25 protein-coding genes are annotated in these 23525 nt (G+C 60.1%); 7 read left to right on the forward strand and 18 right to left on the reverse strand.

Annotated features, from left to right (window positions below; all coding sequences use genetic code 11):
* Window positions 1-301: 301 nt before the first annotated feature.
* Window positions 302-616 (reverse strand): non-heme iron oxygenase ferredoxin subunit, encoded by a 315-nt coding sequence (locus tag HDE80_RS04840; RefSeq protein ID WP_184668409.1) that lies wholly within the window; start codon window positions 614-616, stop codon window positions 302-304.
* A complete protein-coding gene (locus HDE80_RS04845) occupies window positions 613-1161 on the reverse strand; it encodes an N-acetyltransferase (protein WP_184668411.1) in 549 nt (182 codons plus the stop codon). Before HDE80_RS04845 ends, HDE80_RS04840 begins: the two co-directional genes overlap by 4 nt.
* A 194-nt stretch (window positions 1162-1355) precedes the next feature.
* Here HDE80_RS04845 and HDE80_RS04850 point away from each other — a divergent pair, with 194 nt between their 5' ends.
* The 3 genes from HDE80_RS04850 to HDE80_RS04860 all read left to right on the forward strand — a co-directional run bounded on the left by HDE80_RS04850 (window position 1356) and on the right by HDE80_RS04860 (window position 5243).
* Window positions 1356-3389 (forward strand): M13-type metalloendopeptidase, encoded by a 2034-nt coding sequence (locus HDE80_RS04850; RefSeq protein ID WP_184668413.1) that lies wholly within the window; start codon window positions 1356-1358, stop codon window positions 3387-3389.
* Between the two features lie 103 nt (window positions 3390-3492).
* Entirely contained in the window at window positions 3493-4485 is a 993-nt protein-coding gene (locus HDE80_RS04855; protein WP_184668415.1) for an ABC transporter ATP-binding protein, read from the forward strand.
* Window positions 4482-5243, forward strand: a complete 762-nt coding sequence (locus HDE80_RS04860) for an ABC transporter permease (RefSeq protein WP_184604899.1) — start codon at window positions 4482-4484, stop codon at window positions 5241-5243. The genes HDE80_RS04855 and HDE80_RS04860 overlap by 4 nt, the downstream gene beginning before the upstream one ends.
* Before the next feature lie 155 nt (window positions 5244-5398).
* On the opposite strand, the gene HDE80_RS04865 is transcribed toward HDE80_RS04860, so the two are convergent.
* The 3 genes from HDE80_RS04865 to HDE80_RS04875 all read right to left on the reverse strand — a co-directional run bounded on the left by HDE80_RS04865 (window position 5399) and on the right by HDE80_RS04875 (window position 7620).
* Window positions 5399-5653, reverse strand: coding sequence for a CsbD family protein (locus tag HDE80_RS04865; RefSeq protein WP_184668417.1), 255 nt, complete (start codon window positions 5651-5653; stop codon window positions 5399-5401).
* Window positions 5654-5755: 102 nt separating this feature from the next.
* On the reverse strand, window positions 5756-5938 hold the full coding sequence (locus HDE80_RS04870) for a CsbD family protein (RefSeq protein ID WP_184604895.1): 183 nt from the start codon (window positions 5936-5938) through the stop codon (window positions 5756-5758).
* A gap of 161 nt (window positions 5939-6099) precedes the next feature.
* A complete protein-coding gene (locus HDE80_RS04875; protein WP_184668420.1) occupies window positions 6100-7620 on the reverse strand; it encodes a helix-turn-helix transcriptional regulator in 1521 nt (506 codons plus the stop codon).
* 346 nt (window positions 7621-7966) lie between these two features.
* On the opposite strand from HDE80_RS04875, the gene HDE80_RS04880 reads away from it, so the two are divergent.
* Window positions 7967-8956: a hypothetical protein gene (locus HDE80_RS04880; RefSeq protein WP_184668422.1), complete on the forward strand. Its 990-nt coding sequence runs from the start codon at window positions 7967-7969 to the stop codon at window positions 8954-8956.
* 85 nt (window positions 8957-9041) lie between these two features.
* Here HDE80_RS04880 and HDE80_RS04885 read toward each other — a convergent pair whose 3' ends face one another.
* From HDE80_RS04885 to HDE80_RS04925, 9 genes are all read right to left on the reverse strand, one after another.
* Complete coding sequence (locus HDE80_RS04885; RefSeq protein ID WP_184668424.1) at window positions 9042-9932, reverse strand: acyltransferase; 891 nt, start codon at window positions 9930-9932, stop codon at window positions 9042-9044.
* A gap of 81 nt (window positions 9933-10013) precedes the next feature.
* Window positions 10014-11261 (reverse strand): cysteine desulfurase, encoded by a 1248-nt coding sequence (locus HDE80_RS04890; protein ID WP_184668426.1) that lies wholly within the window; start codon window positions 11259-11261, stop codon window positions 10014-10016.
* Between the two features lie 15 nt (window positions 11262-11276).
* Window positions 11277-12596 (reverse strand): Fe-S cluster assembly protein SufD, encoded by a 1320-nt coding sequence (gene sufD / locus HDE80_RS04895; protein ID WP_184668428.1) that lies wholly within the window; start codon window positions 12594-12596, stop codon window positions 11277-11279.
* On the reverse strand, window positions 12593-13357 hold the full coding sequence (gene sufC / locus HDE80_RS04900; protein ID WP_184668892.1) for a Fe-S cluster assembly ATPase SufC: 765 nt from the start codon (window positions 13355-13357) through the stop codon (window positions 12593-12595). The genes sufD and sufC overlap by 4 nt, the downstream gene beginning before the upstream one ends.
* A gap of 5 nt (window positions 13358-13362) precedes the next feature.
* Complete coding sequence (locus tag HDE80_RS04905) at window positions 13363-13866, reverse strand: hypothetical protein (RefSeq protein WP_184668430.1); 504 nt, start codon at window positions 13864-13866, stop codon at window positions 13363-13365.
* Window positions 13863-14381 carry a hypothetical protein gene (locus HDE80_RS04910; protein ID WP_184668432.1) on the reverse strand — a complete coding sequence of 173 codons (519 nt, stop codon included), beginning with the start codon at window positions 14379-14381 and terminating at the stop codon, window positions 13863-13865. The genes HDE80_RS04905 and HDE80_RS04910 overlap by 4 nt, the downstream gene beginning before the upstream one ends.
* A gap of 43 nt (window positions 14382-14424) precedes the next feature.
* Window positions 14425-14955: a GNAT family N-acetyltransferase gene (locus HDE80_RS04915; protein WP_184668439.1), complete on the reverse strand. Its 531-nt coding sequence runs from the start codon at window positions 14953-14955 to the stop codon at window positions 14425-14427.
* The gene (gene sufB / locus HDE80_RS04920; protein ID WP_184605068.1) at window positions 14955-16418 is read right to left on the reverse strand and encodes a Fe-S cluster assembly protein SufB; all 1464 of its coding nucleotides are present in this window, start codon (window positions 16416-16418) and stop codon (window positions 14955-14957) included. Before sufB ends, HDE80_RS04915 begins: the two co-directional genes overlap by 1 nt.
* Before the next feature lie 8 nt (window positions 16419-16426).
* On the reverse strand, window positions 16427-16978 hold the full coding sequence (locus HDE80_RS04925) for an SUF system Fe-S cluster assembly regulator (RefSeq protein WP_184668441.1): 552 nt from the start codon (window positions 16976-16978) through the stop codon (window positions 16427-16429).
* 253 nt (window positions 16979-17231) lie between these two features.
* Between HDE80_RS04925 and HDE80_RS04930 the strand changes: the two genes are divergently transcribed.
* Window positions 17232-17570 carry a P-II family nitrogen regulator gene (locus HDE80_RS04930; protein ID WP_184668443.1) on the forward strand — a complete coding sequence of 113 codons (339 nt, stop codon included), beginning with the start codon at window positions 17232-17234 and terminating at the stop codon, window positions 17568-17570.
* A 59-nt stretch (window positions 17571-17629) separates the two neighbouring features.
* Here HDE80_RS04930 and HDE80_RS04935 read toward each other — a convergent pair whose 3' ends face one another.
* Genes HDE80_RS04935 through HDE80_RS04945 form a run of 3 tightly spaced genes read right to left on the reverse strand, consistent with a single transcriptional unit; the run spans window position 17630 to window position 20245 of the window.
* Complete coding sequence (locus tag HDE80_RS04935; protein ID WP_184668445.1) at window positions 17630-18130, reverse strand: RidA family protein; 501 nt, start codon at window positions 18128-18130, stop codon at window positions 17630-17632.
* Between the two features lie 34 nt (window positions 18131-18164).
* Window positions 18165-18638 (reverse strand): cytochrome c, encoded by a 474-nt coding sequence (locus HDE80_RS04940; RefSeq protein WP_184668447.1) that lies wholly within the window; start codon window positions 18636-18638, stop codon window positions 18165-18167.
* Entirely contained in the window at window positions 18635-20245 is a 1611-nt protein-coding gene (locus HDE80_RS04945) for a flavin monoamine oxidase family protein (protein WP_184668449.1), read from the reverse strand. The genes HDE80_RS04940 and HDE80_RS04945 overlap by 4 nt, the downstream gene beginning before the upstream one ends.
* Before the next feature lie 254 nt (window positions 20246-20499).
* On the opposite strand from HDE80_RS04945, the gene HDE80_RS04950 reads away from it, so the two are divergent.
* Together HDE80_RS04950 and murU are read left to right on the forward strand one after the other, a co-directional pair.
* Window positions 20500-21534: a phosphotransferase gene (locus tag HDE80_RS04950; RefSeq protein ID WP_255483582.1), complete on the forward strand. Its 1035-nt coding sequence runs from the start codon at window positions 20500-20502 to the stop codon at window positions 21532-21534.
* A complete protein-coding gene (gene murU, locus HDE80_RS04955; protein WP_184668451.1) occupies window positions 21531-22235 on the forward strand; it encodes an N-acetylmuramate alpha-1-phosphate uridylyltransferase MurU in 705 nt (234 codons plus the stop codon). The genes HDE80_RS04950 and murU overlap by 4 nt, the downstream gene beginning before the upstream one ends.
* Window positions 22236-22333: 98 nt before the next feature.
* Here the strand turns inward: murU and HDE80_RS04960 are convergent, their stop codons facing one another.
* Window positions 22334-23449, reverse strand: coding sequence for an acyltransferase (locus HDE80_RS04960; protein WP_184668453.1), 1116 nt, complete (start codon window positions 23447-23449; stop codon window positions 22334-22336).
* Between the last annotated feature and the right edge of the window lie 76 nt (window positions 23450-23525).

Consider the following 23525-nt stretch of genomic DNA (forward strand, 5'->3'; position numbering starts at 1 on the left):
GGAAGGTGGCCAGCAACGTAAGCGCCCAACAACGCATGGCCAATAAACGTGCCGTAGCCCAAAGTTACGGTTACGAGTAAGGCAAATATATATTTGGTGCTACGCATTGAGACACCTAACTAAATGTAGGTTGGAAAATGCAGCCTAATACGTCCGCACAATACGTTTGTCGCTGCCTATCGTTTTGCCCTACACCAATAAAAATCAACCATTTGATCCGCTTGGTGCAGCCTAATCCTGCGGCCCAATCCTCCCAGGATGATGTCAAGATTCACAGCACGCACGAAATGAAGTGCACCATTCACCGGTCATCCCGCGTCCAGATTTCTCCGCCCTCTTCCTTCACCGGAAAACTCGCGATCGGCTCGTATGCTGGTGGTTTGGTTACAGCCCCTGTGCGCAGGTCGAAACGCGCACCGTGGCGCGCACATTCGACTTCGAAACCGTGGACGTCACCACCAGCGAGTTCGCCGCCATCATGGGAGCAGATGTCTTCGATAGCGTAGAGGGTGCCGTCGATGTTGTAGACGGCGATGGCAGTGTCGCCGTCCCAGACGACCTTGAATTCGCCGGGCAGGATCTCGCTGCGGGTGCCTACCTTGATCCAGCCGTTCACGCCGGCTGCTTCGCGAAGGTTTTCACCAGCACTTCGAAGCGCAGGTCAGGGCGGCGCGGGATGCCGAAGCGCTCGTCGCCATAGGGAAATGGCTCGTACTCCGCGGTACGCAGATAGCCGCGGCGCTCGTACCAGGCGATGAGTTCGTTGCGCTGCTCGATGACGGTCATCCGCATGGCGCGGCACTGCCAGCGTTCGCGCGCCAGACGCTCGGCTTCGGCCAGCACGGCCTTGCCCAGGCCACCACCCTGCTGTGCGGGGTCCACAGCAAACATGCCGAAGTAACCGAACTTGCCCTGCCGCTCGACATGACAGCTGGCGATCAGCTGACCGTCGCGCTCGGCCAACAGCAGGCAGCTGTGCGGGCGCTTGATGACGGCGCCCACGTCTTCGTTATTGGTGCGTCGGCCGTCGAGCAGGTGCGACTCGGTGGTCCAGCCGCGCAAGCCCGATTCGCCGCGATAGGCGGACTCGACCAAGGCAACGATAGCCGGGATATCGGCGGACACGGCGGTACGAAAAGCAATAGGGGCAGATGTGTTCATCCGGCGATGATAATGCGCACGTCGCTTTTTCCACCATACGGCGCAGCGTGACCCGATACAGCCATTCCGCACACTCAAAGCCCTCACCCGTGACCTTCGACACTGTCTGTGCCCTGCCCTGGTTGACTACGGTCGGGGATCACCATGCCCGGCGACGGGCGATCGAAACGCGCCACGGCGCAGAGGGAGAATCCATGACGTACCGACTCGTGAAACCGCTGGCTTTGGCCGTGGGCCTGGCCCTGTCCATCAATGCGGTGGCGGCACCCGCTGTGTTCGACGTGAAGGAGCTCGACACCAGCATCAAGCCCTGCGCCGACTTCAACGGCTTCGTCAATGCGCAGTGGGTGGCGACGCATCCGATCCCCGCCGATCGCACGCGCTGGGGCTCTTTCGACATGCTGCGCGAAGACAGCCTCAATGTGCAGCACAAGATTGTCGACGCCGCGGCAGCGAATGCGTCGGAAGCCACGCCAGGATCGATCCAGCAGAAGATTGGTTACCTCTATGCCTCCGGCATGGACGAGGCAGCAGTCAATCGTGCCGGCTTTGATCCGATCAAGCCGCAGCTCGCGCAGATCGATGGCTTGAAGAATGCGGGCGACATCGCCGGCTATATCCGCGACACGTATGCCAAGGGCGAACCAGTGCTGTTCCGCTTTGGTGGCAACGGCGACTTCAAGGATTCCAGCCAGGAGATCGCCTATGTCGGCCAGGGCGGCCTCGGCCTGCCGACCGTCGATTACTACAGCAAGCCGGAGTTCGAGAAGATCCGCACGGCATATGTGGCGCACATCGCCAAGCTGCTGGCGCTCACCGGTGTGAGTACAACCGACGCACAGCAGCAGGCCAAGAATGTGCTGGCATTCGAGACGCGTCTGGCCGCGGCGTCGCTGCCACCGGTAGAAATGCGCAAACCGGAAAACCGTTATCACTACGTCAGCATTGCCGATGCCGACAAGCTGACGCCGGGCTTCGACTGGACTGCGTTCTTCAAGACGCAGGATGCAGACGTGAGCCAGGGTTTCTCGTTCTCGCAGCCGAAGTTCTTTGGCGAAGTGCAGAAGATGTTCGGCGACGTACCGATAGCGCAGTGGCAGGCGTACTTCCGCTACCACGCGATCTCCAATGCGTCACCGTATCTTTCCACGCCGTTCGAGCAGGAGGATTTCGCCTTCGAGAACCAGACCCTCAACGGCCAGAAAGAAATAGAGCCGCGCTGGAAGCGCGTGCTGGCCGCCACCAACGATGGCATGGGCATGGCGCTGGGCCAGCTCTACGTCGCCGACAACTTTTCGCCGGTGGCCAAGCAGCGCGCCCAGGAACTGGTCGCCAACCTGCGCGCCGCCTACAAGACGCGTATCGAGAACCTGGCCTGGATGAGCGAGGCGACCAAGCAGAAGGCACTGGAAAAATGGGCCACCTTCGTGCCGAAAATCGGCTATCCAGACAAGTGGCGTGACTGGTCGGACCTCACCCTGACGCAAGACAACTACTACGCCAACGTGCAGGCCGCCGACAAGTTCAACTACGACTACCGCATCGCCAAGATCGGCAAGCCGGTCGACCGCAGCGAATGGGGCATGACGCCGCAAACGGTGAACGCGTACTACAACGCACAGCAGAACGAGATCGTGTTCCCGGCAGCAATCCTGCAGCCGCCGTTCTTCGACGCCAAGGCGGATGACGGCGTGAACTACGGTGGCATCGGCGCGGTGATCGGCCACGAGATGGGCCACGGCTACGACGACCAGGGCAGCAAGTTCGACGCCCGAGGCAACAACGTCAACTGGTGGACCGATGCCGACCGCAAAGCGTTCGAAGCACGCACCGACAAGCTCGCCGCACAGTTCGATGCGTACGAACCGCTGCCGGGCAAGCACGTCAACGGTCACCTCACGATGGGCGAGAACATCGGCGATCTCGGCGGATTGAACGCTGCCTACACCGCACTGCAGATGGCGCTGTCGAAGAATCCCGCGGAAGCCAAACGCAAGATAGACGGCTATACCGAAGATCAGCGCTTCTTCCTCAACTGGGCCCGTGTCTGGCGTGGCAACATCCGCCCTGAAGCGCAGATCACCCTGCTCAACACCGATCCGCATGCGCCAGCGCAGTTCCGCGCGATCGGCGCACCGTCGAACATGCCGGAGTTCGCGCAGGCGTTCAAATGCAAGGCCGGCGAAGCGATGGTGCGTTCGCCGGAGACGCAGGTGAAGATCTGGTAATTACCGGTCATGTCCCTTAAGTCCTACTGAAGAAAACCGCAGCCTTCGGGCTGCGGTTTTTTCATGCAGGGAGGACAATGGCCCGTTAGCCTATGGAGACACCATGCACAACCCAGCACGCTCGATCACGCCGGCAGAGGCATCACCCTCGATCGTGAGCATCCGCGGACTCGGCAAGGTTTACGCCTCCGGCCACATGGCACTGAAACATATCGACCTGGATATCCGCCGCGGTGAGATTCTCGCCCTGCTCGGCCCCAACGGCGCGGGCAAGACCACTCTGATCAGCATCATCTGCGGCATCGTCAAACCGACCAGTGGTACCGTGCTGGCGAATGGCCATGACATCGTGCGTGATTATCGCGCCGCGCGCGCGCAGATCGGCCTGGTGCCGCAGGAGCTGTCCACCGACGCGTTCGAGTCGGTGTGGTCCACGGTCAGCTTCAGCCGCGGCCTGTTCGGCAAGCCGGCCAACCCCGCGCATATCGAAAAGGTGCTGCGCGACCTATCGTTGTGGGACAAGAAAGACAGCAAGATCGCGGCGCTGTCCGGGGGCATGAAGCGCCGCGTGCTGATCGCCAAGGCACTGGCACATGAGCCGCAGATTCTCTTTCTCGATGAACCGACTGCCGGTGTCGATGTGGAGCTGCGCCACGACATGTGGGAGATGGTGCGCGCGCTGCGCGAGAGCGGCGTCACCATCATCCTGACCACGCATTACATCGAGGAGGCCGAGGAGATGGCCGACCGCATCGGTGTGATCAACAAGGGCGAGCTGGTGCTGATCGAGGACAAGGATGTACTGATGCGCAAGCTCGGCAAGAAGCAACTCACGCTGCAACTGCAAAGTCCATTGGAACAGATACCCGAAGCGCTGGCCGGCCTGCCGCTGGAACTGAGCGAGAACGGCTGCTCCCTCACATACACCTTCGACACGCAGGGCGAGCAGACCGGCATCGCGCCCCTGCTGCGTAAACTCGGCGAGCTAGGCATCGACTTCAAGGATCTGCATTCCAGCGAAAGTTCGCTGGAGGAGATTTTCGTTAGCCTGGTGCATACCGATAAGCGAACTGGCCCGGTGGAGGCGCGCACATGAATATCCACGCCGTCCGCGCAATCTACCGTTTCGAAATGGCACGCACCTTTCGCACCCTCATGCAGAGCATCGCCTCGCCGGTGATTTCCACGTCGCTGTATTTCGTGGTGTTCGGCACGGCGATCGGTTCGCGCATGGGGCATATCGGTGGCGTGAGCTACGGTGCCTTCATCATCCCGGGCCTGATCATGCTGTCGCTGCTCAACGAGAGCATCTCCAATGCCTCATTCGGCATCTATCTGCCGAAGTGGTCCGGCACGATCTACGAGCTGCTGTCCGCGCCCGTATCTTACTTCGAAGTCGTACTCGGTTATGTGGGTGCAGCGACGACCAAGTCGGTGTTGCTAGGCATCCTGATCCTGGTAACCGCGCGGCTATTCGTACCCTACGAGATCGCCCATCCGGTCTGGATGGTCGGCTTTTTGCTACTTACCGCGATCACCTTCAGTTTGTTCGGTTTCATCATCGGCCTGTGGGCGGATGACTTTCAGAAACTGCAGGTGATCCCGCTGATGGTGGTGACCCCGCTGACGTTTCTGGGTGGGGCGTTCTACTCGATCAGCATGCTGCCGCCGCTGTGGCAGAAGTTCACCCTGTTCAATCCGGTGGTGTACCTGATCAGCGGTTTCCGCTGGAGTTTCTACGGTGTGGCCGACGTCAACGTTGCGGTGAGCCTGGGCGCGACGCTTGGTTTCATGGCGCTGTGCCTGATCGTGGTGTGGTGGATTTTTCGCACCGGTTACAAGCTCAGAAGTTGATGCGCATCATTACAAGCGGGTAGTCGTTGGCTTTGCGTATCGATCTGAGTGCGATTCAAAAAAGAAAGTCGAAGGATGACTCCTCCGACTTTCTTTTTGTTGGGTTCACCGTTTTGGGTTGACTGTTTCCGCGATAGAAAAACGGTCAATTCCTATCAGTCGCGGCGTGCGAACAGCATACCGAGGGCGAATGCAACACCAGCGGCGATCAGCACGGCGCCAACCGGCTTCGCAGCGGCAAACTCGCGCACATCATCGAGTACTTCGCCAGCCTTGGCCTGGGCAGTGCCGGCAACTTGGCGGGCCTTGCCCTTGATCTGATGCTCGGCATCACCGGTAAGCGCGCCAGCAGCATCTTCGATCTTGCCAGCAACGTTGCGGATGGTGCCTTCGACTTCATTCTTGTCCATAACTTTACTTCCTGCGGTAATTGCGTTGGATGGTTACTGAAAAGAGCGACGTAGCGCCGATGATCGGTCGCCGCATGCTGCTGGATTGGAGAGTTCGGCGATTTATTTCTTCAGCGAGTCGCGCACTTTGTCGGCCGCTTCGCCGGCTTTGGCCTGGGCCTTGCCAATCTGCTTTTCGGCAGCACCTTCCAGCTGGGCTTTCTTGTCGCCGGTCAGCTTGCCGATGGCTTCTTTGACGGAGCCCTTGACCTGCTTGGCGGTGCCGTCGATACGATTCTTGTCCATCGTTATCTCCTCATCATCATGGTCGAATGGATGCCGGAAGGCGTTGGGCCTGCCGGGCTGGTGACCAGAATGCGGGATTCGATGTGAAGGAAAAAGCACCATTTGAACCAGTTGAACTAGTGCATTTGCGGCAATGGACAGCGGCGATTAAGACTCCGGCTTCAACGAGTGCGACGCGGCTTTTTCCGCACCGTGGCACGATCGGCAGAATGGCCGAACACGCCGCGCTTGCGCGCCCACACGATGGCCTCGCTGCGACTGTGCAGATCGAGTTTGGAGTACAGCGCCGCCACATGATTGCGCACGGTGTTAGGCGCCAAACCCAATCGCGCAGCAATCTCCTTGTCGGCCAGGCCTTCGCACATCAGGCCCAGCGTGTCACGCTCACGCGCGGTAAGGTCGGCCAGCTCCGCACTCGAGACGTCGTCCGGCGCATTGGCGCGGCGCACATTGGCCATTTTTTCGATCAAGGTCTGGCTGAACCACGAGGCATCTTTCATCACCGTCTCGATCGCGCTGACCAGTTCCATTTCACTGCGCTTGCGATCGGTGATATCCAGCAGCACCAGCAGATAGCAGGTGGTGCCGTGGATGCTGACGGTTTCGGCAGATACCAGGCAATCGAGCAGGTCGCCGGTCTTCTTGCGGATCTGGAATTCGGTGTTGTGCAGACTGCCTACAGTTTCCAGCAGCTTGCCGAGCTGTGCGTTGGCATGACGATCGTCGAGCAGGCCGATCTCGGCGATCGATTTGCCCAGCACATCTTCCGACGCGTAACCGGTAGTGGCGACAAAAGCCTCGTTGACCTCGATCACGTGGAAGCGGTCGGAGCTGCACACAAGCGTAGATACCGGTGTCATGCGAAATGCCTTGGCAAAGCGCTCTTCGCTCTGGCGCAGTGCGTCCTCCGCTTTGCGGCGCGGCTCAAGATCCATGAAGGAAAACAGCATGCACCCTTCGTCGCCGACCTCGATCGGCTGACCGGCGACGATGACAAACTTGGTGCCACCGTCGGGCAGCTTCAGCTCCGCCTGCATCTGCGGAATGGTGGCGCCCTCGCCGAGTCGCTCGATCGCCAGCTCCTTGTTCTCGGCGCGCTCCAGCACGTCGAGCTCGTACACCGAATGACCGATCACCTGCTCGCGCGTGTAACCCGTCATTTCCATGAAGCCCTGATTGACCTTGATATAGCGCAGGTCACTTAGGCGACAAATCACTGCCGGCGCGGGATTGGCATTGAAGGTTTTCTCGAAGCGCTGCTCGGCGCTGGCCCAGTCGGTGGCGTCGGCGATGATCAGCACCAGGCAATCCGGTTCACCATCGGCGTCGGTCAGCACCAGGCTGCGCACGCGATGCACCCAGCGAGCTTCCTCGTCAGCCGTCGGCATGACTTCCACCACCACATCGGTGAACGACTCGCCCGCAATCACGCGATCGATCGGATAGTTGCCGGCAGCCAGACGATGATTATTGCGATAGCGCAGCTGAAAGCGCTCGCGATATTCGGTGACCGTCGTACCGAGTGCCGCAATATCCGAGATGCCATGCATGTCCAGCGCGGCCTGGTTGGCCCACATGATCGTCTGGTCGGGCTCGATCAAGATCACACCATCGCTGAGACCAGTGATGATCTGCTGCAGCTGGCGGCGGGCGGTTTGGGTGCGTAGAACCTGGTCGATCATCGATGGGAACTCAGGACAGGAGTGAGGAACGGGGAATCCCGAAAGGAGACTCCCTTCGATCGTGGGGCGTCAGAGTGTGTGGCGGATTGACCCATCCAGTTAGCCCGAACGACCAGTACGAAAGCACCAAGGATCATAGTCCAGCGCCGTTATGGCCTGAGTCGATTGCACTAGCCGCACTGGTGCATATGCAGGGCGACTGGTGCAAAGCCCCCGTGCAGACTGCGCACCCCAGTCAACCGATCGCATCGACTGGTGCCTGCCGGCCCCACCTGCATGAGGCTGCAGCGACCACCTCAACCAACACTCGACCCTTTCCCATCATTGACGATCACGAGGCCCCAGCATGACCACTTACGTTAACCCCGAACAGCAACCCCGCATTTCCTGGGGTGCGATCTTTGCCGGCTGCTTCCTCTCCCTGGTGACTTATCTGGTGCTGAGCGTGCTTGGTACGGCCATCGGCGCAGGCGCCATCGATCCCCTGCGCGACGCCAATCCGTTGAACGGCTTCGGCGCCGGCACCGGCATCTGGCTGGGCATCACTACCCTCATCGCTATTCTGGTTGGCGCCTTCGTTGCCGGTCGTTCCGCGCCGGGCCAGGGTGGCCTACACGGCGTATTGACCTGGTCGGTGACCACGCTGGTCACGACCTATCTGCTGGCATCGCTGGCCTCCGGCGTGGCTGGTGCCGCAGCTGGCGTGGTCGGCAAGGGCTTGTCACTGGCCGGTGACGGCGTAGCCGCCGCAGCCCCGCACATCGCCTCCGGCGTCAAGGACGAACTGCAGAAGAACGGCATCAGCTTTGATACCAGTGATCTGCAGAACCAGCTCGACACCCTGCTGCGCCAGACCGGCAAGCCGGAACTGGACCCATCCAACCTGAAGGCCAACGCGCAGCAGGCCACCAACGATGGCAAGCAGACCGCGCAGCAAACGGCAGACACCCCGCAGCAGACCGATCAGCAACTCAGCGACTGGTTTGCCCGCGTGAAGCAGGAAGGCCAGCCGGCGCTGAATGCCGCCGACAAGGATGCACTGGTCAATATCGTCGCCGCACGCACCGGTAAATCGCACGAGGAAGCGCAGCAGATCGTCGACAACTACGCGCAGACCTATCAACAGGCGATGGCAAAGTTCCAGCAGCTGAAACAGGAAACAGAGCAGAAGGCGCGCGAAGCCGCCGATGCCACCGCCCACGGTGTATCGAAGGCCGCATGGAGTGCGTTGGTTCTGCTGGTTATCGGTGGCGTGATCGCCTTCCTGGCTGGCCTGTTCGGCTTCACCCGTCGTCCGGTTCACGTCGTGGTGAAGCGCTCATACGAAGTCGACTGACTGTCGAAGTAATGATCTAGCGCAAAGCAAATCGCCCCGACGGCTGAGCATCGGGGCGATTTTTTAATGGGGCACCAATGGCAGCTTAAAGCTGATGCATGCGCGCTATCTGCGCGTCCTTGTCGGCCCACAGCGTGTTGACCCACATCTGGAAACTGTCGCGGAACGCTGCATCGGTTTCGTAACCGCCGCGCAGGTCAGCGGTGATCGGCAGCTCGCGCACGTGCACACGAATCTCGCTGATGCGGCCAGCGATCAGGTCCATCATCGTATACGGGCCATTGGGATAAACGATAGTGACATCGAGCATTGCATCCAGCGCATCGCCCATCGCATCCAGCACAAACGCGACGCCGCCGGCTTTCGGCCGCAACAAATAGTCGTACGATGATTTCTGCTTGTCGTGCTTGGCCGGTGTAAAGCGCGTGCCCTCGACGAAGTTCATCACCGACACCGGCATGTTCCGGAATTTTTCGCAGGCGCGACGCGTGGCCTCCATGTCCTTGCCCTGCAGCTCTGGGTGTGCGGCCAGAGTCTCCTTCGAGTAGCGCTTCATGAAGGGAAAATCCAGCGCCCACCACGCCGGACCCAGTAGCGGCACCCAGATCAGCTGGCTCTTGAGGAAAAAGCGCAGAAATGGAATGCGGCGATTGAAGATTTTCTGCAATACCGGAATATCGACCCAACTCTGGTGATTGCACAGCACCAGGTAATTACCGTCGTAGCGTAGGTTATTCAGCCCTTCGAGCTGCCAACGCGTCTTGGTAAACCATTCGAACATGGCGCTATTGACGGCAATCCAGCTCTCCGCGATCAGCACCAGCCCGCGCGACAACGCGAGGCGAATGCCGCGAATCGGCACGATCACCTTGAACAGCGTGAGCACAAACAGCGGCGTCACATGCACCACGATGTTGAGTGCCAGCAACAGCATCACCAGTGGTACGCGGATAAAACCAGGAAGCTTTGCGAGCATGGAAGGCCAATCGCGTGGAGACAAGTTATAGGAGAGTAGCGCCCGCGCATCACCACGGGAATCCTTCGCCTCGTTGCCAACCTACATCAGCAGCTTGCGCACCTTGAGCAAGGCGGCAATGAATACATCGATTTCCTCGCGCGTGTTGTAAAACGCCAACGAGACGCGCAGCGTGGCTGGCACGTTGAAGAACTGCATCAGCGGATGCGCGCAATGATGCCCCGAGCGCACGGCCACGCCTTGCAGATCGAGCAAGGTAGCCAGGTCGGTCGCCTGTGCGCCCTCTATCAAGAACGAGATGACGGCCTCTTTTTCCCTGGCCTCGCCGAACAGGTGCACGCCGGGGATCTCGCGCAACCGCTCGGTGGCGTAATGCAGCAGGTCCTGCTCCTGCGCGTGGATCGCGTCAAAACCAATCAACTCATAGTAGTCAATTGCCGCACCCAGGCCGACGAAACCGGCGATATTGGGCGTGCCGGCCTCGAACTTGTGCGGCGGTGGCGCAAACGTGGTGCCGTTGAAACTGACTTCGCGAATCATCTCACCGCCACCAAAGAACGGCGGCATCGCTTCGAGATGCTCGCGCTTCGCCCACAACGCACCGGTGCCGGTGGGCGCCAGCATCTTGTGACCGGTGAGCGCGTAGAAATCACAGCCCAGCGCCTGCACGTCGACCGGCCGATGCGGCACCGCCTGCGAACCATCCACCAGCAGCGGGATACCGCGCTTTTTGCATTCGCGTGCGATCTCGCGCACCGGATTGACCGTGCCGAGCACGTTCGACACGTGCGCCACGCAAGCCAGTTTCACCTCGGGTGTCAGCATGGCGACAAACTGCTCGACGATGAGCTCGCCGCGCTGATCGATCGGCGCAGCCTTGACCTTGGCACCGCTGCGCGCGGCGACAAGCTGCCATGGCACGATGTTGGCGTGATGCTCCATCACCGTGGTGAGAATCGCATCGCCGGGTTTCAACTGCGGCAACGCATAGCTGTAAGCAACCAGGTTGATCGACTGCGTCGTGCCCGAGGTGAGGATCAGCTCGTTGCGCGAGGTAGCGTTGATGAAACGCGCCAGCTTGTCACGTGCGCCTTCGTATGCTGCCGTCGACTCCTCGCCCAGCTGATGCACGGCGCGCGCCACATTGGCGTTGGTTTCGCGGTAGTGCCGGTTCACCGCCTCGATCACCGACACCGGTTTCTGGCTGGTGTTGGCGTTGTCGAAATACACCAGCGGCTTGCCGTCGTGGACGGTACGCGAAAGCACCGGAAAATCCGCGCGGATGCGCTGGATGTCGAAGGTAGCGGGAGTTTTTGGCTGGGCATTCATGGGTGTGACTTCGCTTCAGTTCGGGAGCTGCGCGATCAGCAGTTCAGAGAGATGTTCGCGCAGCGTCTCGTTCGGCAGATCATCCAGCACCGCGCGACAGAACGCGGTAGTCAGCAGTACGCGCGCATCAGCGAGCGGGATGCCGCGTGAGCGTAGGTAGAACAGCGCGCGTTCGTCGAGCTGGCCGACCGTGGCGCCGTGCGCGGCTTTCACTTCGTCCGCATAGATTTCCAGTTCGGGCTTGGTATCGATTTCCGCGCTTGGCGACAGCAAGAGGTTCTTGTTGCTGAGACTGGCATCGCTGCCATCGGCGCCAGACGCCACCACCATCGCACCACGAAACACACCGCGTGCGCGATCGTTGGCGACGCCACGCCAGTTGGAGCTGGACTGCGTGTTCAACGCCTGATGGCGGATCGCCAGCTGGGTATCGATATGCTGGCGGCCATGCGGCATGAATACGCCGCGCGTATCGAGCTGCGCTTCGTCACCAATCAGCTCCGCCTGCAGATCGTGGCGCACCAAGGCGCCACCCAGTTCCAGCACATGCAGCGTTGCGTGCGAGCGCGCATGCAGGCGCAGGTTGCTGCGTCGAATCAAGCTGGCAGTCACCGCCGTGTTCTGCAGCAACGTGTGATGCAGCACTGCGCCTTCACGCAGCTCGATATCGCTGACCAGCGTGGCCAGATACGACGGCTCGCCGCTACTGATGTGCTGCTCGACCAGGCTCAATTCGGCATGCTCACCAAGTTCGATGACGTTGCGCACATGCCAGGCTAGGTCCGATTCGGTCGCTGCGCCGATAAACACCAGTTGGACCGGCACCGTGATTTTCTGGTTCGCGGCAAGCCGCAGCACCACGCCGTCATTTGCACTGGCGGCATTGATGCGCTCGAAGGCATCACTGGCGTCACGGACATGTCTGATCGAAGCCGACCGCGACAGCGCAAAGCGCAGCGGCTCGGCATCGCCCTGCAGCGCCTGCGACAGCGGCTGCAAGGTGAGCCCGTCCGGCAGCGTGTCGATAGCCGACAGATCAGCGCGAAACCGGCCGTTGACGAACACCAGCCGCGGACCGGCGACGCCAGGCAATACCAGCGTCGAGGCATCCACTTCGCGTTCCTGCGCATGGGCATCGCCATTGGCAAAGCGGCGCTGGGAAAGTGCGCGCAAGGTGGTGTATTTCCACGCTTCCAGTCGCGTATCGGGCAGACCGCCAGCAGCAAACGCCTCGCGATTTTCCTGGCGTGCAGCATCCAGCCAGTCAATACCGCTGGATGGCAGCGGCGAGTCCAGCAAGGCATTCACCAGCGGCAGCGTTGCCGGCTGATTCATGCCGATGCCCCCGCCGGGCGACGCTCGGCGATGCCGGCATAGCCCTGCTCTTCCAGCTTCAACGCCAGCGACTTGTCGCCGCTCTCGACGATGCGACCATCAGCCAGCACGTGCACAAAATCCGGCACCACGTAATCGAGCAGGCGCTGGTAATGAGTAATCATCAGGAACGCACGCTCGGGAGAGCGCAGCGTATTGACGCCCTGCGCCACCTGCTTAAGTGCATCGATATCGAGGCCGGAATCGGTCTCGTCAAGGATCGCCAGCTGGGGCTCGAGCACGGCCATCTGGAATATCTCGTTACGCTTCTTTTCGCCGCCGGAGAAACCTTCATTGACCGCGCGATGCAGCAGCTCGTCGGAGATTTGCATCACCTTCAGCTTCTCGCGCACCAGCTTGAGAAACTGCATGGAATCGAATTCTTTTTCACCACGTGCCTTACGCTGCGCATTAAAGGCCGCGCGAAGGAAATAGGTGTTGTTGACGCCGGGAATCTCGACCGGGTACTGGAACGCCAGGAACACGCCAGCCGCCGCGCGTGCTTCGGGATCGAGCGCCAGCAGATCGATGCCGTTATAGATCACCGTACCGGCCGTCACCTCATAACCCTCGCGACCGCACAGCACGTTGCCCAGTGTCGACTTGCCCGCACCATTCGGCCCCATGATGGCGTGCACCTCGCCCGCGTTGACGGTGAGGTTGAGGCCCTTGAGAATTTCCTTGCCCTCGACACGGGCGTGCAGGTTTTCGATTTTCAGCATGTTCATTACTTTGATCCCACGACGGCCATGGAACAAACCCCATGGCCTTGCAATTGTTGGTAACCACCTATGCCACTGCTCACCGCCGATGATTTCAAATCACAGATGGCGATGACGGGCTCGTCGAGTACAAACCCCCTTTCCGCAGGATCCGACAGCCAGCCTGCGCGCAGCGGCCCACCGTCGGTGGAAAAGCTCAAACCCCACGGCACGGGCCGATCACGGACATGAGACGTCCATACAAATCGGCGAATCGGTCCTATCTGAAAATGTCCTCTGGCATCAGCGACAACATCCAGGGTTTTCGCCTTGGCTTCAGCATGACCCGACGCGTCGAGCATGTCGCTCAGTTGTATGTGCACATGGGCCACCGGCGCGCCAAAATTCTCGATGCTGCCGATGATCTCGGGCGCGCTCAGCTCGTGATGCGGCCACGGCACGCATGCACTCAGCGACAGCGGCGCAGCGCAAAGCAGGCTGAGTTGGATACGGCTCAGCTTCGCGCTCATTTCTTTGAAGTTACCGCAACTTTCAGCTTGCAAGGCCCCGTGCCGACAATGGCAATATCGCCATCGATGACGCTAGACTTGCTGTCGACCGCCAGATCGCACTGTGCGGTGACGACCGTCTTGGGCACCTCGCCAAACATGTCTGGATCGGACGCCCAGCCGACGTGCCAGGTCTGGTCGTCTTTCGACATGCGCAGGCCCCACGGCACGGTGTGCTGATCCACCTTGAACAGCGGGTTATTGACCCTGTGCGCCAGCTGCTTCATCGGCCCCAACTTGAAATGGCCCTGCGCATCGGTGACCGCTTCCTGCGTGACGGCGCCGAGCACCGGCTCGCCCGATGCGTTCAACACATCGACCAGCTGCATGTGGATACCTTCCACTGGTTCGCCCGCGCGCGTCACGGTGCCGCTGATCTGCGGCGCGGTGAGATATTGATGCTTGATCGGTACGCTGCAGCCGACGACGCTGGCGGTGGCCAGCACACACAGCAAAATCCTTGAAGACGACTTCATGCCGTGATCCTTTTGATGAGTGAATGCACGATGGTTTTGAAACTCACGGAGACGCCTCGACCGGCGAATAACTCGTTGCCAACGTATCGATCGCCTTGCGGCTCATGCGGCAGGCAAGCCACTCGCGCATCACGTCAGCGCCCAGCGACTCGTAGAACGCGATGGACGGCGCATTCCAGTCCAGCACTGACCACTGCAGCCGTGACAGATTTTCATCGATGCAACGCTGCGCCAGATACGCGATCAGCGACTTGCCAATGCCATGGCCGCGAAACGCCGGCCGCACGAACAGGTCTTCGAGATAGATGCCGGCGCGACCGAGGAAAGTGGAATAGTTGTAGAACCACAAGGCCATACCGGCGACCTCACCGTTCCACATCGCGATGTCGCAATGAGCGCGAGGCGTGTCGCCGAACAGGTCACGGCGCAGGTCATCCTCGCTGGCATCGACTTCGTGCAGCAGCTTTTCGTAGTCAGCCAGTTCACGGATCAGCGAGAGAATCTCGCCAACATCCTGCACGGTAGCCGGCCGCAACTGCAGCAGCGACTTTTCGGTGGCGGCAACGGCGCTCATCAACCGACCGCTCCTTCCAGCGACACTTCCAGCAGCTTCTTCGCCTCGACCGCAAACTCCATCGGCAGCTCGCGAAACACCTGCTTGCAGAAGCCGTCGACGATCATCGACACGGCGTCTTCCGCGCTGATGCCACGGGCACGGCAGTAGAACATCTGGTCGTCGGAAATTTTCGAGGTAGTCGCTTCGTGCTCGACGATGGCGGTGGGGTTTTTCACTTCCATGTACGGAAAAGTGTGCGCACCGCACTTCTTGCCGATCAGCAGACTGTCGCACTGGGTGTAGTTACGTGCGCCCTCGGCACCTTTCTCCATTTTCACCAGGCCGCGATAACTGTTGGAACTACGCCCGGCGCTGATGCCCTTGGCGACGATCTTCGACTTGGTGTGTTTGCCGATGTGGATCATCTTGGTACCGGTATCGGCCTGTTGATGATGATGCGTCAACGCCACCGAGTAGAACTCCCCGACCGAGCGGTCGCCGCGCAGTACGCAGCTCGGGTATTTCCACGTCACTGCCGAACCGGTTTCCACCTGAGTCCAGGAAATTTTCGAATCGTCGCCGCGACAGTCACCGCGCTTGGTCACGAAGTTGTAAATGCCGCCGACGCCATTCTCGTCACCCGGATACCAGTTCTGCACGGTCGAGTATTTGATCTGCGCCTTTTCCAGCGCCACGAGCTCGACCACCGCCGCGTGCAGCTGGTTCTCGTCGCGCTTCGGCGCGGTGCAGCCTTCCAGATACGACACGTGGCTGCCTTCTTCGGCCACGATCAGGGTGCGCTCGAACTGTCCGGTGTTCTGCGCATTGATGCGGAAGTACGTGCTCAGCTCCATCGGGCAGCGCACGCCCTTGGGAATGAAGACAAAGCTGCCGTCGGAAAAAACCGCCGAGTTGAGCGCCGCGAAAAAATTGTCGCCGGTGGGCACGACGCTGCCAAGGTATTGCTGCACCAGCTCGGAATGTTCGCGGATCGCTTCGCTCATCGAGCAGAAGATCACACCGGCCGCGGCCAGTTCCTTGCGGAAGGTAGTGCCGACCGACACGGAATCGAATACGGCGTCGACCGCCACGCCGGCCAACTTGGCACGCTCATGCAGCGGAACGCCAAGCTTCTCGTACATTTCCAGCAACTTCGGGTCGACTTCGTCGAGTGACTTCAGACCCGCCTTGGGCGCGGCGTAATAGCTGAGCGCCTGGTAATCGATCGGCTCGATCTTCAGCTTGGCCCAATCGGGTGTCGGCATGGTGAGCCAGTGGCGATAAGCATCGAGCCGCCAGTTGGTCATCCACTCCGGCTCGCGCTTGATCGCGGAGAGCTGGCGGATGATGTCCTCGCTCAGGCCCGGCGGCAGGCTGGTCATCTCGATATCGGTGACGAAGCCGGCCGCATAGCTGCGGCCGAGCACTTCCGCCACTTCGGCGTTGTCGCGAAGCGCGGTACTGGTGCTGTCGCTGATCATGGTCTCGTTCATTCGGTTGTGATCTCGCCGGATTTTGACGAGATGGCGGCGTCATTGACCGCTGTAGCGGCTATCCGCCGTGGCGGCATCTTTTTCGACGCAGCCTGGTTATCAGGATGATTGTCAGGGTTGCGATGATCAACATTCGCAACCGGCAGACGCGTTTTGAGCATGTCGGCCAAGCTCACAGCGCGCAGCGCATTGTCCAGCACACTGTTAACCTGCTGCCAGCTGCCGCGCACACCGCATTGCGCTTCGCGATCACACTGGCCATCGGCCAGGCTGCACTCGGTCATGCCGATCGGCCCTTCCAGCGCTTCGACGATCTCCGCCAGCGAAATGTCCGACGCCGATCGCGCCAACCGGTAGCCGCCGTTGACGCCGCGGAACGACTCAACCAGCGTGGCATGCCCGAGCGCCTTCAGGAGCTTGCTTACGGTCGGCAATTCCAGTCGCGTCTCGTCGGCGATCTGCCCCGTGCTGAGTACGTCATGCGGGTGCGCGGCGATGCAGGTCATCACTACGGTGGCGTAATCGGTGAGTCGGCTGACACGTAACATCGGTGCGGTCTGGCCTGGAAATATCGAATCGGGACTAAAATGGTACTGATTCAACCCGTTCGAGTCAATGTGAGCCGTCTCATGCAAGTCCGAGGCGCACCATGCATGAGCAAAACTCTGCCCAATTTGCACGACTTTAGTGCGACATCATTCGCATCGTTGCATGACACCCGCGCTGCAACGAGTACAAACACGCATAACGCCATGGCATGCATCGTGCTGAATGCAGTCATTCCCGCGCGAGAAAGACAATATGAAATGGATCACGGCGATCATCAAACCGTTCACACTGGACGATGTGCGCGAGGCGCTGAACGAAGCCGGCGTGCAGGGCATGACCGTGACTGAAGTGAAGGGCTTCGGTCGCCAACATGGGCATACCGAGCTCTATCGCGGCGCCGAGTACGTCGTTGATTTTCTGCCCAAGCTGAAGATCGAAGTCGCCGTGACCGACGACCGGCTCGATCACGCGATCGAGGCAATCACCGGCGCGGCCCGCACCGGCAAGATCGGCGATGGCAAGATCTTCGTTGCCGAACTGGAACAAGTCGTTCGCATCCGCACCCAGGAAATGGATGCGGATGCTCTGTAAAAACTAGAAGCGCACAGCTCGGCTCAAACGTCGCCGCCGCAAGCACGCCGGCCGATCAACTATGGCCGTACCGCTGTCACTTCGATCTCTACCAACGCGGCCGGAATCACCAGTGCTTCCACCTGGACCGCCGAGCGTGACGGCAGGTTGGGCTGTTCCTTGGTACCGAAGAATTGCGTATAGCCGTCCATGAATCCGGCGAAGTCGAGCTTGTCACCCTTGCTCTTGTCGGCTACCAGAAACACCTGCATCTTCACCACATCGCCCATGCTCAAGTGCATGCCTTCGAGCTGTTTCTTGATATTGGTCAGTGCCGAGATGGTCTGCGTTCTGGTGTCGCCCATAGAAACTGGCGCCCCCTTCAACGCATTGGCGTCCTTGGGCATCTGCCCCATCTGCCCGCTGAGATAGACTATGGTCTTGCCGGCCGGTACTTCCACCGCAGCCGAGATGGGAAACGTGCTGTTGGGCAGCTTGTAACGGGTCACATCGCTGGCACTGGCGATCATCGGCAGCGTCATCAACAGCATGGGCAAGAGAGTACGAGCAAGACGAGGCATGACGTGTCCTTCGTGAGATGGGAGGTAATCGTTTCTAACGTGTTGATCCGGGATGCAGTGCTTTGACCTCATCCGCCGTAATGGCGTCCTTGTAGTCATTGCCGAAATGCGTGCGGATGTAGTTGATCACGCTGGCGACTTGCGCGTCAGTGAGCCAGATGGGCGCGATAAACGACTCCTGCTCGCTGTCACCCGGGTCCCTGGAGGCAAAAGCCGGCATGTTTCGGCGACCGCCAAGAATCGTCAGCGCCATATAGGGCGCTGACGACATGGTCGGATTGTGCGCGAAAGCCGGGTAGTGCCCCGCTCCGATCGCACCCTGTCCCTTGGGCATATGACAACCTTGGCAGATCTGCGCGTAGATCTGTCCACCGTCGGTGGTTTTGAGCAACGCCTCGTCGCGAATGCCGGCGCTATCGGCACAGGCTGGCTGACTGACGAGGCCAGCAAGCAGAAGCAGCACAAGGCTTGCGGCATATGTCGCTTTGATTGGCTTGATGATTTTCATGTCGCCGCTCCTGCCGCTGCCGCGCGCTGGTGCAGTCGGCCGATTGCATCCAGCGCCGAAGTCACCGCACCCTCTTGCCATGCCGGCAAGCACGACGCGTGCTCGCCAGCCAGCACGATGCGGCCGTCGAACTGGCACAGGTTGTCGTAGTGTTTGGCACGGGCCTGCTCTGACCATTGGCCGAAGCAACCCAGGGTAAATGGCGAACGATGCCAGGCCACGGCCATGCCGTTGTCGAACTCCTTCGGATACTGCGGATGGATCCGGCTACCCTGCTCGACCGCACGTTTGATGCGATCTTCGGGCGACATCGCGGTGAACTCCATCGCGTCCAGACCCCAGATATAGGCGCCGAGCAGCACGCCTTTGCCACCGCTGAAATAGCCAGTGCTGGGATAGCTGATATTGGTGATCGCCTGATCGGTGTAGCTGATGCCGCCGTAGATCTGATCATCCTCTTCCCAGAAGCGCCGCTTGAACTGCAGGCCAACCTTCACCGCCGCGGCATACGGCACGGCGGCAATCGCCTCGGCCATCGCCTGCCCCACGTTGATTGGAATCTGGCCGAGGATAGACAGCGGCAGCGTGCACACACACCAATCGGCACTCACCGTCTGTTTGGTGCCCGGCGTGGTGGTGTCTTCGTAGGTCGCGGTGACACCGTGCTCGTTCTGCTGGATGGCAATCACCTTGGCGTTGTAGCGGATCAGCGAACCCAGCTCGCGGGCAAACGCCTGGCCGATTACACCCATGCCGCCCACCGGCTGGAACAGCGTGGTCTGCATCTCGTAGTTGTCACCAACCGGCAAGCCCTCCCACAGCTTTGAATCGAGAATGTCCTTCAGCGCCATCGGCGTCGAAGTGATCGGATGGCCGCTCAAGCCGCCGCCAGGATCTTTGTCATAGCCACGTCGGTTACTGCTCAACTCACCTTTGACGTAAGCGTAGTTCTTGTCGAGCGCCCCCCAGCTACGCAGCGATTGCAGCAGCTTTTCCTGATCCTCCCTGCTGACCAGTGCATCGAGTTGGCTGGTTTGCGTGGTCTTGGCCAGCAGCTCGGCGACGTGACCATGATAGTCAGCCCTGACCGCGCGAAACCGCTGCGGCTTGCCACCGAACGCATCACTGGCGTGCAGATAGGCGTTGTAATTGACCTGGACGAACGCTTCCAGCGGCACACCCAGCTGCTTGCAATAATGAAGGATGCCGTGGTGGTGGTATGGCAGGCGCCAGGGGCCGGGGTTGATATACAAGCCCTTGTCGAACTGGCAGTTCTGGGTGGCGCCGCCCAGCTCGGTGTAGCTGTCGCCGCCGCGCAAAGTCCAGTTACGGCCACCGGCGCGTGCGTTGTACTCGAGCACCTGTACCTTGTAGCCGGCCTTGCGCAGTTCGTACGCAGCCACCATGCCGGCGATGCCAGCGCCCAGAATCAGCACCGACGAACCCTTCGGCGCACCACCGAGTTGCAGTGGCGCCTTGTACGGCGACTCCGCCGCCAAGCCCAGCCCGCTCATCGCCTGATACATCGCCGCGCTACCCGCTGTCATGCCGATCATGCGTAGCAGCTGCCGCCGCGTTACCGAAAATCCACCATCGCTTTCGCCCATTCAACTCCCCTTGTTGGTCTAGCTGGGTTGATCTACCTAGAGGCCCTACCGGATTGGCCTTCGCACCGTTGAATGCGCTACGCCTGGCTATCGCTTTCACCTGCGTTATAGCAGGCGACGAGCGAGTCGTTCTTGCGCTGGTTATATGGTTATAACTAACACATGCTGCTGCAACGCACCAATGCCAGCGCGCGTACTCACGTCACGCGGCACAAACCGCTAAGCTTGAAGTGTCCTCCGCCATCATGAGCTACATGGAACCGTACGATCGTGCCACCGCCCGCCTGGCCTGGACCCGGGCCATTTTGAACGACGATTCCCTGCTGCTCGAATCAGCTTCTGCGGATGCCAGCTTTCGCAGTTACTGGCGCACGTACCATCAGGGCCAGAGCTGGATCGTGATGGACTCGCCTCCCGCACAGGAAGATCCGCTGCCGTGGTTGGAGATCGGTGCACGACTGGCTGCTGCCGGCCTGCATGTACCCGAGGTTCGTGCGCACGATCTGCAGCAGGGTTTTCTGCTGATCGAGGATCTCGGCAATCGGCTCTATCTATCCGAGCTGCGCGACGACAATGCCGACGCGCTTTATGGCGCGGCCATGGATGCGCTGTTGCGCATGCAGGACCGCCTCGACACTACCGGGTTACCGCGCTTTGATCGCGCACTCGTGGCGCAGGGTCTGGAAGTGATGCCCGAATGGTTTCTCGAACGGCATCTTGGACATACGCCAGATGCCTCCGAACGCGCGATCCTGGACGCCGCGTTCAAGCTCATTGAGCGCAATCACGAGGAGCAGCCACACGGTTTTGTGCACCGGGATTTCCATAGCCGCAATCTGCTGATGGTCGAACCCGGCGGCCCTATCGCCCCTGGGCTCTTGAACCCAGGGATTATTGACTTCCAGGGTGCCCTGCATGGTCCGCTGACCTATGATCTCGCCTCGCTGCTGCGCGATGCTTATATCGTTTGGGCACCGGCGCGCGTCGAGGCTTGGGCAGAGTCCTATCGCCAGCGCCTGCTTGCGGCCGGACTCATCGACAACAGCGCGGATCCGGCGCGTTTTCGGCGCTGGTTCGACCTGACTGGCTTGCAGCGACACCTGCGCCTGCTCGGCCAGTTCTACCGGCTGTGGTATCGCGACGGCAAACCCGGTTATCTCGCCGACGTGCCGCGCGTGTACGACTACGTGATCGGTGTGGCGCGTCGCTACCCCGAACTGAGCGCCCTGGTCGCGCTGCTGCAGCGCTGCGTCGGCGATCGCGATCTGCGTATCGCAGCTGGCCTATGAGACACGCATTGATCTTTGCCGCCGGCCTCGGTGAACGCATGCGTCCGTTGACCGATCACACGCCGAAACCCCTGCTGACAGTCAACGGCAAACCGTTGATCGAGTGGCATCTGGAAAAGCTCGCCGCCGCCGGCGTGCATTACGTGGTGATCAATACGTCGCATCTGGCCGAGCAGTTTCCCGACACGCTGGGTGACGGCGCACGTTGGGGCCTACGTATCCGCTATGCCTACGAAGGGTCGACACCGCTGGAAACAGGTGGCGGCATGTTGAACGCGCTGCCGCTGCTTGGCAGCAAACCTTTTATCGCAGTCAACGGCGATATCTGGACGAATGTCGATTTCACCGCCCTGCCCGCACAGCCCGCGGGACTCGCGCACCTGATCCTGGTCGACAATCCACCGCAACATCCGAACGGCGACTTTGCACTGGATGCACAAGGCATCGTGCATGACGAGGGCAGCACACGGCTGACCTTCAGCGGCATCGGCGTTTATCGCCACGAACTGCTGCAGAACTGGCACACCGTGATCGGCGCGGCCATCGGTGCGGATGAAAAACCACCGCGATTCAAACTCGCGCCACTACTGCGCGCAGCAATGAAAACCAGAGCAGTCAGCGGCAGCCATCACCATGGCGATTGGACCGATGTCGGCACGCGGCAGCGCTTGGCGCAGTTGGAAGAAACGCTGCACCATTGAGCCGTTTCTCCGCCGTGGTTCGCCCTGAGCGTAGGAGCCAGCACATTCAAGATATTGGTCTGCGCGATACCGAAAGCTGCGCGTCGTCGGAAGCGCTGCTAGGAACTCGTTGGCGATTGTGCGAGCACCGATGATCTGTGAGCGCTAGCGTGACGGCGCCCACGATCCCGGAGGTAAAGAAACGGCCTTTCCACCGCGTAGTGGAGAACAGCTCCTGCGGCAAATGCCGCCAGTGCATACACGATGAAGGTCAAATAGGCGTGGTCTGCAAACCAAGCCGGTAAAAATGCTTCGACCTGCTTGAAGATTGCTTTATGCACCAGGTACACACTGTAGGAAACAAGCGCAATCCATCGAACGCCAGGCAGACAAAGCCTGGCCAAAAATCCTGCCGGGCTCGCACCGACGATCACAAATGACGCCATCGCCGCAGCCAGCAGCGGGTAACCGACAACGGCCGCAAGCAACCCCGTCTTGTCCTGGCAGATATAGATTGCTGTGCCAAGCAAGATGATTCCAAGCGGTAAAAACAAGCTGTTCGCATGTCTACACAACCAGGCCCATGTCACCGGTCGATACACTTCGAGAGTCGCAAGGAACACACCTGCCAGCAGCCCATCAAGGCGGTTATAGGTCGGATAGTAGATGACCTCGAGGAAGTGCTCCTTACTGTGATACCAAAGTCCCCATCGCAAGAGCATTCCACCCAAAACAATGGCGGCGAAACCCGTCGCCACAGCCGCTCGTGAATTTCTGCGTGTCAGATACCACGCGATCAGCGGGAAGACCAGATAGAAGTGCTCCTCTACGCAGAGAGACCACGCGTTCGAGAATGCCTTCTGGGTGTCGTAGTCGATGAAAAGATTCACCGTATACGTGAGAAATTCCCACAAGGGCGGCAAGCCCCCTTCGCGATTGAATCCGGGCATAAGGAAGTAAAGGGCCAGGACGACCGAGTACGCAGGAATGATGCGAAAAGTTCTTCGTCGATAGAACGACCAGAAACCGAGAGGCTCCCCTCTGCTGAGTGGCCGCAAGAGTTGGCCACCAATCAGGTAACCGCTAAGTACGAAAAACAGGTCGACTGCCATCCAGCCAGTATTTTGGATACCAGCAAATCTGGCGCCGAGACCGCCAACCAGCCACGAATGAAAGAGCATCACCCAAACGATCGCTGATGCGCGAAGAAAGTCCAAACCTGGTAACCGACGCATGTATGCACCTGTAGCGAGCCACGAGGCTACCAAGTGCACCTGGTGGAATCGAGCCCGATGTCGGCGATTGTCATGG

It is taken from the genome of Rhodanobacter sp. A1T4, assembly GCF_014207185.1.
In the GTDB taxonomy this organism is placed as follows: domain Bacteria; phylum Pseudomonadota; class Gammaproteobacteria; order Xanthomonadales; family Rhodanobacteraceae; genus Rhodanobacter.